The organism is Brevundimonas sp. TWP3-1-2b1 (genome assembly GCF_049896165.1).
GTDB lineage: Bacteria > Pseudomonadota > Alphaproteobacteria > Caulobacterales > Caulobacteraceae > Brevundimonas > Brevundimonas subvibrioides_B.
This window is the reverse complement of the sequence record NZ_JAFCTT010000021.1, coordinates 19,473-33,006: the sequence shown is the minus strand read 5'-3', so window position 1 is coordinate 33,006 and position 13,534 is coordinate 19,473. Positions and strand designations below refer to the sequence as shown.

Here is a 13,534-nt window from a genome sequence, read left to right as displayed (position 1 = left end):
GAGAACGCGATCTTGATACCCGACGCGCCTCTGGCGGCGTCCGGGCGGCGTGTGATGAGGTTCCAAGTTGCCGATTTCCTTCCGGTCTTCGTCCGTTCTGCGCCGGGGCGGCGTGTTGCTGCTGGCGACTGTCGCCACGCTTGCCGTCGCGGCGTGCAACGGCGGTCAGAATCGCCCGCGCCTGGCCTATGAGGAGCGGCCCGTCGAACTGCTCTACAACACCGGCTACGAGCGGCTTCAGCGTCACCGCTGGGCCGACGCTGTGGATTACTTCCAGGAAGTCGAGCGCCAGCACCCGTATTCGGAATGGTCGCGCCGCGCGATCCTGATGCAGATCTACGCCTACTACCAGAACGGCAATTACGAGGAATCGATCGCCGCTTCGGACCGCTTTATCCAGCTGTTCCCGGGCAGCCCGTCGGCCGCCTACGCCTTCTACATGCGCGCCACATGCCACTTCGAGCAGATCGTGGACGTGGGCCGCGATCAGGGCCAGGCCGAACAGGCGCTGGCCGGTCTTCGCGACGTCGCCCGCCGCTACCCCAACTCATCCTACGCCACCGACGCGACCGTGAAGATCGACATGGTCAACGACCAGCTGGCCGGCAAGGAAATGAACATCGGCCGCTACTACCAGCGCGCCAACCAGCCGCTGGCCGCCATTGGCCGCTACAAGGCCGTCATCGACAACGAGGCCTTCCAGCGCACCTCGCATACGCCGGAAGCCCTGTATCGTCTGGTCGAGGTCTATCTGACGCTGGGCCTGAAGGATGAGGCGGAGCGCAACGGCTCGGTGCTTGGCTTCAACTACCCGGGCAGCCCCTGGTACGCTGAGGCCTACGCCCTGCTGACCGAGGATGGCCGCCAACCTGAGACGGCCCCGACCGGCGAGCGCGAGAGCTGGCTGCGCCGGATCATTCCGGGCTGACCGTTCCCCGCCTGTTCTGGTCTACACTGTCGCGGATGCCGAATCGCACCCCATGCTGACCAGTCTTTCGATCCGCGACGTGGTGCTGGTCGACGTCCTCGATCTGGAGGTCGACGAGGGCCTGACCGTGCTGACCGGCGAGACCGGGGCCGGCAAGTCGATCATCCTCGACGCCCTGGGCCTGGCGCTCGGCGGGCGAGGGGAGGCGGGGCTGGTCCGTTCCGGCGCCAAACAGGCCGTGGCCACCGCTGTCTTCACCGCCCCTGACGATGAGGACCTGATCGAACTGATCCGGGAGAAGGGCTTCGACGTGACCCCGGGCGAAGCGCTGATCCTGCGTCGCGTCCTGTCCGCCGACGGCCGCAGCCGGGCCTGGGTCAACGACCAGCCGGCCGGGGTTGCCGCCCTGCGCGAGATTGGCGCCCGTCTGGTCGAGGTGCATGGCCAGCATGAGACCGTGGGCCTGCTCGACTGGAAGACCCATCGCGGGCTGCTGGATGCCTATGGCGGTCTGGCGCCCCAGCTCGGCGGGGTCACCGCCGCGTCCGACAAGCTGAAGGCGGCCGAGGCGAAGCTGGAAGGCCTGCGCGCCGCCGCCGCCGATGCGGCCTCGCGGGCGGAAGAGATCACCCTGAACCTCGCCGACCTCGACGCGCTCGATCCGCGCGAGGACGAGGAGACGGAACTGGCCGGCGAGCGCGCCGTGCTGGGTGCAGCGGAGAAGGCGGTGGCCGATCTGGCCGACGCCCGCGCCAATCTGGGCGGCGACAAGCTGAGCCAGAAGCTGTCCGCCGCCCTGCGCGCCGTCGAACATGCGCGCCAGCGCGCGACCCAGGCGGGCGTCGAGGCCGATCACCCCGTGCTGGTGCGCCTGACCAGCGCCGCCGAGGCCATCGACCGCACCATGGTCGAGGCCGCCGAGGCCATCGCCGAGGTCGACGCCGCCGCCAACGCCTTCGACTTCGAGCCCGGCCGCCTCGACAAGGCCGAGGAACGACTGTTCGCCCTGCGCGCCGCCGCCAGGAAGCTGAACACCACCGTCCATTCCCTGCCGGCCCTTCGCATCTCGCTGCGCGAACAACTGCGCCTGATCGAGGACGGGGCCGAGGCCATCACCGTCGCCGCCCGCGCCGCCGCTGCGGCCCGCGAGACGTATGACGTCACGGCCAGCCTGCTCAGCTCCGGCCGCGAAGCCGCCGCCGACCGGCTGGCCAAGGCCGTGATGGAGGAACTGGGCCCGTTGAAGCTGGACCGCGCCCGCTTCCGCGTCGCCCTGGAGCCTGTCGCCGAAGGCCGTCGCGGCCCGCTTGGCGTCGAGACCGCCCGGTTCGAGATCGCCACCAACGCCGGCACCCCCTTCGGCCCGCTGGACGCCATCGCCTCGGGCGGGGAGCTGGCCCGTTTCGCCCTCGCCATGAAGGCCGCGCTCGCGGGCCGCGAGGACCAGCGCCAGCCGGTCATGATCTTCGACGAGGTCGATCAGGGCGTCGGCGGCGCCGTGGCCGAGGCCGTGGGCCAGCGCCTGAAACGTCTCTCCAACGGCGCCCAGGTCCTGGTCGTCACCCACAGCCCCCAGGTCGCCGCCCGTGGCCACGCCCACTGGAAGGTGCGCAAGGCCGACGCCGCCGGCGTCACCACCACCACCGTCGACACCCTCGACGAGACGGCCCGCCGCGAAGAGATCGCCCGCATGCTGTCAGGGGCGATCGTCACCGAAGAAGCCCGCGCCGCCGCACGGTCGCTGATCGGCTAGACGTCTTGTTCCGGGATGGCGGAACCTTCACCATTGTGGTGGGTTGGCCAATGGGGATGAACCATCCTCCGGCGCTGGGGCGCCAGGGGATATCGACTTTGACAATCGAGCTGGATGCACCCCGCCAGGCCGGTATCGAGGCCGAGCGCCTCCGTGTGCTGCGCTCTTACGACATCCTGGACACTGATCCCGAACGCGCCTTCGACGACGTGACGCGACTGGCCGCGCGGATCTGCGAAACCCCCGTCGCCATGGTCAGCCTGGCTCTGGGTGAGCGGCTCTGGTTCAAGGCGCGAATCGGAATGGCTGACGAGACGGGGCAGGAACTGGATTCCTTCTGCCAGCACGCGATGGAGTACGATGGCGTCTATGTCGTCCGGGACGCGTCTATCGACCCCGTCTATATCGACCATCCGCTGGTCACCGGGCCTGCCCACTACCGGTTTTATGCCGGGGCGCCCCTGATCGACGACCAGGGGATGACCCTGGGCATGCTCTGCGTCGTGGACACGACCGCCCGTCCGGACGGTCTGACCGAGACCCAGCATATGACGCTGGAGGTATTGGCGACCCAGGTGATGGCGCTGATGGAGCGACGGCGGGCCCTGACCGCGCGACGGCTCAGCGACGAGCAGGCGGAAGCCGCGGTCGAGGTCGCGCTTCAGGCCTCGGAAAAGCTGGCGGAGAGCGAGGCGCGGTTCCAGGCGATCGCCGACAGCATGCCCCAGATGGTCTGGTCGGCAGGGGCGGACGGCTATCACGACTATTTCAATGCGCGCTGGTTCGATTTCACCGGCCAGACTGCGACGCCCAACGACACCGACGCCTGGAGCGCCCAGATCCACCCTGAATGCCGCGACCGGGCGCTCGCGGCTTGGCAGGCCTCGTTGGCGACCGGGGAGCCGTATGAGGTCGAATACCGGCTGAAGCACCATGCGGACGGCTATCGCTGGACCCTGGGTCGGGCCACGCCGATCCGCAACTCGGCAGGGGCCGTGACCCGCTGGTTCGGAACGGGCACCGACATCGAGGACATCAAACGGCTGGAGCAGGCCAAGGCGCTGCTGAGCCAGGAGCTGAGCCACCGGATCAAGAACATCTTTGCGGTGATCTCGGCCCTGCTCTCGCTGTCGGCCCGCCACCATCCGGACGCCAAGGACTTCGCCAGGTCGGCCCGCAACCGGATCGGCGCCCTGGCCCGGGCGCACGAGTTCGTCCGGCCCCACAGCGAGGAATCTCGTCCCGGAATCGCCGGCACGACCCTGGCCGCCTTCCTGCTGGATCTGTTCAAGGCCTATGACGGAGAGGATGGGGTTCCCCGCGTTCGCATCACCGGCGACGATACGATCTTCGATGATCAGGCGGCCACCCCGGTCGCCCTGCTGTTCCACGAGCTGGCGACCAACGCCTCCAAATACGGCGCCCTTTCGCAGCCCGATGGCCGGGTCGACCTGACCCTGTCTCACCGCGGCGACCGCATGATCCTGGTGTGGGCGGAGCATGGTGGGCCCGAGCTTGACGGACCGCCCCTGACCCCCGGGTTTGGATCGACGCTTCTGGCCATGTCGGTCGAGGGACAGCTGGCGGGCCGGCTCGATCTCGAATGGGCCAGCGAGGGGCTGAAGGTCACGGTCGATGTTCCGCGATCCGCACTTCAGCCCCGCCGCGCCGCCATGGCGGTCGCATGAAGGGTCGGATCCTGATCATCGAGGACGAGATCCTGATCGCGTCCCAGCTTCGCGACGTTCTGGAAGACCTGGACTATACGGTGGTCGGCATGGCGGCGAACGCCACGGCCGCCAGGCTGCTGGTCCTGGCCGGCGGAATCGAGCTGGCGCTGGTGGACATCCATCTGTCCGACGGACCGACCGGCCTCGATCTGGGCCGGGAGATCGGGCAGGGCTCCGACATCACGGTGCTCTACCTCACGGCGAACCCGGAAATGGTCCGGGATGGCGTGCCCGGGACCTTCGGGGTGATGAGCAAGCCCACCGACGACGACTCCGTGCGGACCGCTGTGGCCTTCGCCATGCAATGGCGCAGGGGCGGGCCGTCGCGGACGGCGCCCCGGTCCCTGACGGTATTTAGCTGACGTGAAGGCGGCGTTCGCCCTCCGCTGACCTCTAGCGTGCACAGATCGGAGAGGGGGCGGGCGTGCTTTCGTTGGCGATCCAGCAGGCGCCGTCGCGCGCGTCACGGCGATAGGTTCCGCCGACCGGCACGCGGTCCTCGGGGCCGAAGACCGCGAACAATCCGCCCTCTCCGTCAGAGATCACCATGCGGTAGGCGATGTCGGGCCCATCCAGCTGGAAGCTTCCGTCGCCGAACAGGGGGGTGAAGGTGCAACTGGTCTCCGGCGCACTGCCGACCTGACAGCGGATCTGGCGCGCGCGGCCGGGTTGGTCCTCGGCGGAGATCGGGACCGGCGTATAGGCGGCGCGTTGTGTCGCGGGAGCGGTCCGGGGAGGCGGGGCGGCCGGTCCCTCGGCTGACGCAGCCGTGGGCTTGGCGGCGTCGGCCGCGGCAGGTTCGGCGGCGTCGGCGCCCGGCGCGTCCACCGAGCTCTCTGCCTTGCCACAGGCGGACAGGACAAGCCCCGCCATACAGGCCATCGCCGGGATCATCGTACGCATGGTCTGTGCTCCCCATCCCGAAGGACTGTCGGAGATCACTGTCTCTCAAGCCTGGCCGTGGGTCCAGAGACCAGCGCCGACCGATCGGTTTCGTCAGACCCCCAGGATCCAGCCCTCTTCGCCCTCGACCTGCGCGATCAGGGCCTCGTCGGTTCCCTTCTTCGGACCGAAGGCGGTCGACAGTTCGCCGCGCTCGTCCATCAGGGCGAAGGCCTCGGCCGTGGTGCGGACCTGGGCCTGGTCCTTGAACTCGCCCTCGGCGGCGGTGGTCGGCCACATCGAGGGCCAGACCTCGGCGACCAGGACCGACAGGGGTTCGACGTCGGCGGCGTCCAGCGCGCGCCATCCCGTGCCCAGCGGCCAGACGGCGCCCGATGCGCCCAGGCTTTCCAGCAGACGGCGCACCATCGGAATGCCGACGAGGGTCTGACCGCCGACGGCGCCCGCGCCATGCATCTGCCAGTTCGACTTGGGCTGCAGCTTGCCCTTGCGCACGGCGTTCTCGGTCGCCCGGTATTCGGGGATGTCGCCTGAGCCTTGCGACGGCTTGGTCGTGGTCAGCCAGCGCTGCGCCTGTTTGGCCGGGGCGCCCCACAGAGGCCAGGCCTCGTCGGTCATCAGCCGGTTCATCTTGGCCGCGACCTGGTAGCGGTTGTTGGTGTTGTCGTCCTTGTCGACGACGTTCGAGGCGATGAATTTCCACATCGCCGACCACGCCGGAGTCTCGGCCAGCTTCAGGCGCGCGGCCGTGCCGACCGGATAGCCGAGCGAGAAGTCGAAGCCGACGAACACCCGGTCGCCGCGCTTGCGATGATCGGCCAGGATGGATTTCAGCAGCGCCTCGCCCTCGGCGCGCGTCGCGGTATTGTGGGTTTCGGTATAGAGGCGGAAGCGCACGTCGCGCTTGGCCACGCCGATCCAGACCGAGTTCTCGCCAAGCTTCTTGCCTTCGGCGGCAGTCCAGTCGGCTATGACATAGGCGTCGAACAGGCGGGCCACGGCGGGCTCCTTGGGGATACGCGAACGGAAGGATTGGGGCTTCTACCTCTCCTCCCCGTTGCGCAGCAATGGGGAGGTGGCGCGGCGCGGCTTCGCGTCGTGACGGAGGGGGCGACACGCTGTGTCAGATTGGAGATTGGCCGGCGATACGGTGTCGCCCCCTCCGTCTGCTCGCAAGAGCTCGCATCCACCTCCCCATCGCTGCGCGACAGGGAGGAGACACTACTTCAACAGCGCCTCGAGGTGCGACAGCCAGCGGCGCCCCAGCCGCATGGCTTCGGGCGGCGACCCGGCGTGGCCCGGCGCGGTGGCGTTCCACAGGGCCAGTTCGAACTCCGGATAGCGGGCGTCGGCGAACAGCAGCCTCAGGGTCACCAGCTCCGCGTCCGGGGCCATGATGTCCAGTGCCTTGCGCGCTTCGCCGCGGCGGACGCGCGCCACGACATGGCCGTCGACGATGACCTCGCCGCCCTCGACCTCGTCGAAACTGTAGACCAGCCCGTGCGCCCCGCGATCCCACAGCACGGCGATCTGGCCGCCCTCGAAGTCCAGCCCGGCGGCGCGACCTTCGTGCGCCGAGATGGCTTCGGCCTCGGCCACGGCGCCCAGGGATTTCAGCATGGCCCGACGCAGCCGGCGCTCAGGCTCCATCCACCAGTTCAGCGTCAGGGCGGCTGTGGTCAGGGCGGCGGCGGCCAGCGACACCAGCAGTATGACGCGCAGCGCCTCGCCCATCTCAGTCAGCCAGTTCGATCACGACCGGCACGTGGTCCGACGGCTTGTCCATGTCGCGGGCGTCGCGATGCGTCTCGACGCCGACGAACCGGTCGGCGGCCTGCGGTGACAGCAGGTGGAAGTCGATGCGGATGCCGTGGTCGCGCTGCCAGGCGCCGGCCTGATAGTCCCAGAAGGTGTAGGTCCCCGGCGGCTGGCGGCCCAACTCCCCGGCTTCATAGAGGCCCAGCCCCTTCAGCGCCCGGAAGGCGGCGCGGCTCTGAGGCTGGAACAGGGCATCATTGACCCAGGCGGACGGGTTCCTGGCGTCCTCGGGCAGGGGAATGACATTGTAGTCGCCGCACAGGGTGAAGGCCTCTTCCTGCGCCAGCAGGTCCCGGGCATGGGCGTTCAGCCGCGCCATCCAGCGCATCTTGAAATCGAACTTCTCTGTCCCGATCGGATTGCCGTTGGGCAGGTAGATCCCGCCGACGCGGACGGGGCGGGGCGCCTCGATCACCGCCTCGATGTATCGGGCCTGATCCCCCGCATCCCCGGTCAGGAGGTCCTGGCCGGGCAGGCCGCGCCGCACGTCCGAGACCGGGTATTTCGAAAGCAGGGCGACGCCGTTGTAGGATTTCTGGCCGTGGACCTCGACATTGTAGCCCAGGCTCTCGAACGGCTCCCTGGGGAACCTGTCGTCGACGGTCTTGATCTCCTGGAAGCAGACCACGTCAGGCTGGGCAGCCTCCAGCCATGCGAGCACGGTGGGCAGGCGGGCGTTGACCGAGTTCACGTTCCAGGTGGCGATGCGCATCGCCGGAACGCTAGGCGGCGTCGCCTCACCGAGCAAGCGCCGGAACGTCGTCTCTGTTAAGCGGCTGGCGCCGCCGCGACCGTGGTCAGGCGGCAGCCGCCGGCGATCCGCTGGGCGACCTCGCAGAGGAAGACCTGACGCACGATGTGCTCGGGGGTGAAGCGCACGATGATTCCGTTCCCGGCGCCGCACCGGGCCTCGTACAGGGTGTCGCCCGCGCTGGCCCCGACATAGCGGGCCTGCACAACATCGCAGGCCGAGGCCTCGCTGCCCGCCAGTCGCGCCTTCAGCGTCGCGGCCTGTTCCTCGGCGGTCGAGAAGCGGCACGTCGAGTTCTGGGTCGCGATGACCGCGCATTCGGTCCTGGTCCAGCCCGCTGCGGCCTTCTCGATCCGGTAGCCGTCCAGGCCATCGCAGCCGACCTCGTAGATCAGGGTGTTCTCACTGGTGCGGCCGATCGAGGCGCCCTGGTCGACGGTGCAGGCGATTCCGGCCTCGGCGGCATAGGCGCCGACAACGCGGGCGATCTCGGTATTGCGGGGGATCACGCACTGGGCGCCCACGTCGGCGTTGGGATTGGCGGCGCGATCCGCCTCCGCCTGCCCGGCCAGAAGGACGCAGTCGCGGGCCTCCGGCGGGAGGGAGTTGACGAAGATATAGCCCGGTCCGGCGGCGCAGGCGGCCTCGTAGGTGATGCGCTGCTGGTTGGTGGTCTGGCCGATCACATTGGCCTCGACGACCCGGCAGGCCGTTCCGGCGGCATTGGCGATGCGCTGCGCGGCTGCGGCGGCGGCGGGGCCGGAGGTCGCCAGCGGCGGAGGCGCCCGGTTCGGGCCCTCGGGGGCCGGCGTGGCGCCCGGATCCTGCGGCATGCCTTGGGCGCCCGTATCCTGGGCGGCGGCGGGAAGGGCGGGCAGCGCCGACAGGGCGACCGCAAGGACCGCTCCGAAGGCTGCAATGTGGGAATATTTGAACACGGTCACGGCTCCTGATCGACAGAACCAGCGTGGAGCGGACCGAGCGGGTCGGTCAAGCATTCTATGCCAGAATCCGAACCGGCGAGCAGGATGCCCGCCGCTTCGGACCTTCAGCTACTGTTCCGTCGCCGGATCGGCCGCGGCCGGGGCTTCAGGCACGACGGTCAGACGGCAGCCGCCGCCGATCCGCTGGGCGGTCTCGCAGGGGTAGACCTGCTGAACGGCGAAGTCCGGGTTGAAGCGGACAATGACGCCGTTGCCGGCGGCGCATTTGGCTTCATAGAAGGCGCCGTTGCCGTTGGCCCCCATGTAGCGGCCCTCGGTCACGTCGCAGGCTGCGGCCTCACTGCCGGCCAGGCGCGTCCTGAAGGTGGCGACCGCTTCGGCGGGCGTGGTGTAGCGGCACGTCGCGTTCTGCGTCGAGATCACCGAGCATTCTGTCGTCATCCAGCCGGTCGCGGCCTTCTCGATCCAGTAGCCGTCCGAGCCATTGCAGCCGATCTCGTAGATCAGATTGCCGTCGCTCGACTTGCCGATCGATGCGCCCTGATCGACGGAGCAGGCGATGCCGGCCTCGCGCGCATAGGCCGCAACGACCCGCACGACGTCCGTGTTCCGGGGGAGGATGCACTGGGTGCCGACGTCGACGAGCGGGTCGCGGGCGCGGTCGATCTCGGCCTGTCCGGCCAGCAGGACGCAGTCCACGGCCTGGGGCGGAGCCGAGCTGATCAGGATGTAGCCCGGACCGGTGGCGCAGGCCGCCTCATAGGTCGCCGCCTGTTCGGCGGTCAGACCGAGCAGGTTGGCCTGGGTCACCTGGCAGGCGACGCCGGCGGCGGTGGCGATCTGCTGGGCCGCAGCGGCAGTTTCTTCGGGGGTCGGGGCGGCCGGGGCTTCCTGCTGTCGTTGTTGACGCGGCGTGCGCGTCGGCGTCACACGCGCGGTCGGCGCCGTGATGACCGGCTCGGTCGGCGCGGAGCCGAAGCCGGTGCCCCTGTCGTTCGGGTCCTGGGCCGAGGCGGGCGATGCGATCGCCACGACCATCAGTGCAGCGCCGCCGATGGCGGCCAAGGTTTTCATGAACACGGCGATCTCCCTGAACTGTCCCGACAGCCTTGGCGGGCCATCGGGACGAGGTCAAGACGGACCCGCCCGGGGGGCGGGCTCCAGCGCTGGCCTCTAGGGCTGGGTCGCCGGGGGGGCGGCCGGGGCTTCAGGCACGATGGTCAGACGGCAGCCGCCGCCGATGCGCTGGGCGGTCTCGCAGGGATAGACCTGCTGCACGGCGTACTGCGGGTCGAAACGCACGATGACGCCGTTGCCGGCGCTGCATTTGGCTTCCCAGAAGGCGCCGTTGGCGTTCGCGCCCATGTAGCGGCCCTCGGTCAGATCGCAGGACGCGGCCTCACTGCCGGCCAGACGCGTCTTGAACGTTGCGACCAGTTCCGCAGCGGTGGAGTAGCGGCAGGTTGCGTTCTGGGTGGTGACGATCGCGCATTCCGAGGCCTTCCAGTTCGTGCCGACCTTTTCCAGCCAGTAGCCGTCGACGCCGTTGCAGCCGACCTCATAGATCAGATTGCCTTCGCTCGACTTGCCGATCGAGGCGGCCTGGTCGACGGCACAGGCGATGCCGGCCTCGCTCGCATAGGCCGAGATGACGCGGACGACGTCGAGGTTCTGGGGGATGGCGCACTGGGTGCCCACATCGGCGAGCGGGTCACGGGCGCGGTCGATCTCGGCCTGGCCGGCCAGCAGGACGCAGTCGACGGCCAGGGGCGGGGCAGAGGCCATCAGAATATAGCCGGGGCCGGTGGCGCAGACGGCCTCGTAGGATTTGGCGCCGTCCGGGGCGAGGCCGAGGAAATTGGCCTCGCTGACCTGGCAGGCGACCGACGCCGATGTGGCGATCGCCTGGGCGGCCGCGATATTTTCTTCCGGTGTCGGCGGGGCCGGGGCCCGCTGGCGTTCCTGGCGCGGCGTCCGGGTCGGAGTCGTGCGGGCCGCCGGAGCGGTTGGCGTCGTCTCGGGGTTGGCCGCGCCGTAGCCCGAGCCCGTATTGTTCGGCTCCTGGGCCGAGGCGGGCGAAACGATCGCCATCGCCATCATCGCGGCGCCGCTGATGGCCGCCAGGGTTTTCATGAACACGGACACTCTCCTTGAAACTTGTCCTGAAGCCTTGGCGAGCCGTTGTGATGAGGTCAAGACCGGGCGCTGGACGCGCGTATCCTCCCCGGCCTATGGTCGGCGCGTTGCGATTGGAGACTGACTTGGCGGACGGCGTGATCACGAGCGAAGGCGAGGCCGAGACCGGCGGCGACGGCCTGCGCGGCCTGACCTATCCGCTCGGTCCCCCTCCGGCGCCCGGAGAGGCGATCCAGGCGGCCCCCGGCGTGCTGTGGCTGCGCCTGCCGCTGCCGATGCAGCTCAATCACATCAACGTCTATGCGATCGAGGACGGCGAAGGCTGGGCCGTCGTCGACACCGGCATCCGAACACCGGACTCCATCGCGGGCTGGGAGGCGGCGCTGACCGGGCCGCTGGCGGGCAAGCCGATCACGCGGGTCATCTGCACCCATATGCATCCGGACCATATCGGCCTGGCCGGCTGGCTGTGCGAGCGGTTCGACGCGCCCCTGCTGATGACCCAGCTGGAATATGTCACTGGCCGCATGCTGTTCGCCGACACCGGCACGGCGCCAGAGGCCGGCGCGATCTTCTGGCGCGCCGGCGGCTGGAACGAGGCGCAGATCGAGCGCTACCGCCAGTCCTACGGCATGTTCGCCAAGGGCATGACGGCCATGCCGGCCGGCTATCAGCGGATCCGGGAGGGCCAGGTCCTGTCGATCGGCGGCGAGAACTGGACCATCGTGATCGGCAACGGTCACAGCCCCGAGCACGCCTGTCTGTGGCGCAAGTCGGATGACGTCTTCATCTCGGGTGACCAGATCCTGCCGCGAATCTCGTCGAACATCTCCGTCTGGCCGACCGAACCCCACGCCGATCCGTTGGATGACTGGATGACCTCGCTGGACCGGCTCGGCGATCTCCTGCCGGCTGATCTGCTCGTCCTGCCTGGCCACGGCGAGCCCTTCACGGGCGTCCTGCCGCGCATCGAGGCCTTGAAGCGCGGTCATGCCGTCGCGTTGAAACGGCTGGAGCGGACGCTGCGCGAGCCGAAACGGGCCGTCGATGTCTTCGCCTCCCTGTTTGCCCGCCCGGTCGGCGACGGCATTCTGGGCATGGCCACGGGCGAGGCCATCGCCCACCTCAACTATCTGGCCGGTCAGGGCCGCGTGCGCCGCGAACGCGACGCCGACGGCGTGGATTGGTGGAGCCTCACCGAAACGGAGACCGCATGAGCGACCCCATCCGCCCCCCCGTCAGCGTTGACCTGTCGGACGGCGTTCTGACCGTCACCTTCGCCCGCGCGGAGAAGAAGAACGCCATCACCCAGGCGATGTACGCCCTGCTGGCCGAAGCGACGAACCGCGCCCGCACCGACGACGCCGTCCGCGTCCTGCTGTTCAAGGCTGAGGGCGACAGCTTCTCCGCCGGCAACGACATCGCCGACTTCATCGCCATCGGGGCCCAGGGCGGCGGCGGGCAGGTCGTCGATGCGCCCGTCTTCCAGTTTCTCAAGGCCCTGGCCGAGATGGACAAGCCAGTGGTCGCGGCGGTGCGCGGTCGCGCCGTGGGCATCGGCCTGACTCTTCTGCTCCATTGCGACATGGTCGTCGTGGCTGAGGACGCGCTTCTGTCCGCGCCCTTCATCAACCTGGCCCTGGCGCCCGAGGCGGGCTCGTCCCTGCTCCTGCCGCTGGCCATCGGCCATCAACGCGCGTTCGAGATTTTCGCCCTGGGCGAGCCGATCGACGGGCGGACGGCCCTGGCCTGGGGCCTCGCCAACCGCGCCGTCCCCGCCGCCGAGGTCGACGCCGTCGCCGACGGCCTGGCCGCCAAACTCGTCGCCCGCGCGCCCAACTCCCTGCGCAAGACCAAGCGCCTGATGCGCGACGCCGAGGCCCTGTGGAGCCTGATGCAGCGCGAGGGCGAGGCTTTCGGCTCCCAGATGTCCAGCCCCGAGGCCATGGAGGCCTTCATGGCCTTCACCCAGAAGCGGGCGCCGGTGTTTTCGTAGGCGGCTTCCCTCTCCCGCTGGGAGAAGGAAGACAGCGGCCTTGATCCCGCCCCCCATTGCCCCTAAGCGCCCGCGCCATGAGCGCCGCGCCCGTCCTCTCGAACAGTTTCCGGATCGCCTCCGAGACGCCCGCCGACCGCGAAGAGGCGGAGGCGCTGGTGATGGCCGCCTTCGGCCCCGGCCGTTTCGCCAAGACGGCGGAGCGCATTCGTGAATCCGCCAGCATCGCGGCCGCCTTCGTGGCGCGCGAGAATGGCCGGATGATCGGCTCGGTGCGACTGTGGTCGATCACGGTGGATGGGCTGGACGCCCTGTTCCTCGGGCCGATCGCCGTGGCTCAGGATACGCGGCGGGGCGGGATAGGCGCGGATCTGGTCGGCGCCTGCCTCGGCGAGGCGCAGGCCCGGGGCGTGGCCGGCGTGCTGCTGGTCGGCGACCCGCCCTATTTCTCGCGCTTCGGCTTCCAGCCCGCGCCGGACGTGCGCCTGCCCGGACCCGCCGATCCGCAGCGCGTGATGTGGTTGCCGATTACCAGCGCCGCGCCTTCCGGGTTGGCGCTTCCGGCATAACCCCAC

At 69.4% G+C, this 13,534-nt stretch carries 14 protein-coding genes; 7 read left to right on the top strand and 7 right to left on the bottom strand.

Annotated features, from left to right (window positions below; genetic code table 11):
* The first annotated feature begins 67 nt into the window (after nt 1-67).
* The 4 genes from ACP7AB_RS16015 (at nt 68) to ACP7AB_RS16000 (ending at nt 4,773) form a co-directional block, all read left to right on the top strand.
* Nucleotides 68-928: an outer membrane protein assembly factor BamD gene (locus ACP7AB_RS16015; RefSeq protein WP_425990720.1), complete on the top strand. Its 861-nt coding sequence runs from the start codon at nt 68-70 to the stop codon at nt 926-928.
* A gap of 52 nt (nt 929-980) precedes the next feature.
* A complete protein-coding gene (gene recN, locus ACP7AB_RS16010) occupies nt 981-2,681 on the top strand; it encodes a DNA repair protein RecN (protein ID WP_425990719.1) in 1,701 nt (566 codons plus the stop codon).
* Between the two features lie 98 nt (nt 2,682-2,779).
* Entirely contained in the window at nt 2,780-4,369 is a 1,590-nt protein-coding gene (locus tag ACP7AB_RS16005) for a sensor histidine kinase (RefSeq protein ID WP_425990717.1), read from the top strand.
* The gene (locus ACP7AB_RS16000; RefSeq protein WP_425990715.1) at nt 4,366-4,773 is read left to right on the top strand and encodes a response regulator; all 408 of its coding nucleotides are present in this window, start codon (nt 4,366-4,368) and stop codon (nt 4,771-4,773) included. The genes ACP7AB_RS16005 and ACP7AB_RS16000 overlap by 4 nt, the downstream gene beginning before the upstream one ends.
* A 31-nt stretch (nt 4,774-4,804) precedes the next feature.
* On the opposite strand, the gene ACP7AB_RS15995 is transcribed toward ACP7AB_RS16000, so the two are convergent.
* The 7 genes from ACP7AB_RS15995 to ACP7AB_RS15965 all read right to left on the bottom strand — a co-directional run bounded on the left by ACP7AB_RS15995 (nt 4,805) and on the right by ACP7AB_RS15965 (nt 10,960).
* Nucleotides 4,805-5,314, bottom strand: coding sequence for a hypothetical protein (locus tag ACP7AB_RS15995; protein ID WP_425990713.1), 510 nt, complete (start codon nt 5,312-5,314; stop codon nt 4,805-4,807).
* A 93-nt stretch (nt 5,315-5,407) separates the two neighbouring features.
* Nucleotides 5,408-6,313 carry a cobalamin biosynthesis protein CbiG gene (locus tag ACP7AB_RS15990; protein WP_425990712.1) on the bottom strand — a complete coding sequence of 302 codons (906 nt, stop codon included), beginning with the start codon at nt 6,311-6,313 and terminating at the stop codon, nt 5,408-5,410.
* Between the two features lie 222 nt (nt 6,314-6,535).
* The gene (locus ACP7AB_RS15985; RefSeq protein WP_425990710.1) at nt 6,536-7,048 is read right to left on the bottom strand and encodes a hypothetical protein; all 513 of its coding nucleotides are present in this window, start codon (nt 7,046-7,048) and stop codon (nt 6,536-6,538) included.
* A gap of 1 nt (nt 7,049) precedes the next feature.
* The gene (gene xth, locus ACP7AB_RS15980) at nt 7,050-7,844 is read right to left on the bottom strand and encodes an exodeoxyribonuclease III (RefSeq protein WP_426046188.1); all 795 of its coding nucleotides are present in this window, start codon (nt 7,842-7,844) and stop codon (nt 7,050-7,052) included.
* Nucleotides 7,845-7,900: 56 nt separating this feature from the next.
* Nucleotides 7,901-8,821: a hypothetical protein gene (locus ACP7AB_RS15975; protein ID WP_425990706.1), complete on the bottom strand. Its 921-nt coding sequence runs from the start codon at nt 8,819-8,821 to the stop codon at nt 7,901-7,903.
* Between the two features lie 114 nt (nt 8,822-8,935).
* Nucleotides 8,936-9,901, bottom strand: coding sequence for a hypothetical protein (locus ACP7AB_RS15970; RefSeq protein WP_425990773.1), 966 nt, complete (start codon nt 9,899-9,901; stop codon nt 8,936-8,938).
* 99 nt (nt 9,902-10,000) lie between these two features.
* Nucleotides 10,001-10,960 (bottom strand): hypothetical protein, encoded by a 960-nt coding sequence (locus ACP7AB_RS15965; RefSeq protein ID WP_425990771.1) that lies wholly within the window; start codon nt 10,958-10,960, stop codon nt 10,001-10,003.
* A gap of 128 nt (nt 10,961-11,088) precedes the next feature.
* Between ACP7AB_RS15965 and ACP7AB_RS15960 the strand changes: the two genes are divergently transcribed.
* From ACP7AB_RS15960 to ACP7AB_RS15950, 3 genes are all read left to right on the top strand, one after another.
* Complete coding sequence (locus ACP7AB_RS15960; RefSeq protein ID WP_425990704.1) at nt 11,089-12,180, top strand: MBL fold metallo-hydrolase; 1,092 nt, start codon at nt 11,089-11,091, stop codon at nt 12,178-12,180.
* Nucleotides 12,177-12,959, top strand: coding sequence for an enoyl-CoA hydratase (locus ACP7AB_RS15955; RefSeq protein WP_425990702.1), 783 nt, complete (start codon nt 12,177-12,179; stop codon nt 12,957-12,959). Before ACP7AB_RS15960 ends, ACP7AB_RS15955 begins: the two co-directional genes overlap by 4 nt.
* Before the next feature lie 77 nt (nt 12,960-13,036).
* Complete coding sequence (locus ACP7AB_RS15950; RefSeq protein WP_425990700.1) at nt 13,037-13,528, top strand: GNAT family N-acetyltransferase; 492 nt, start codon at nt 13,037-13,039, stop codon at nt 13,526-13,528.
* The last annotated feature ends 6 nt before the right edge of the window (nt 13,529-13,534 follow it).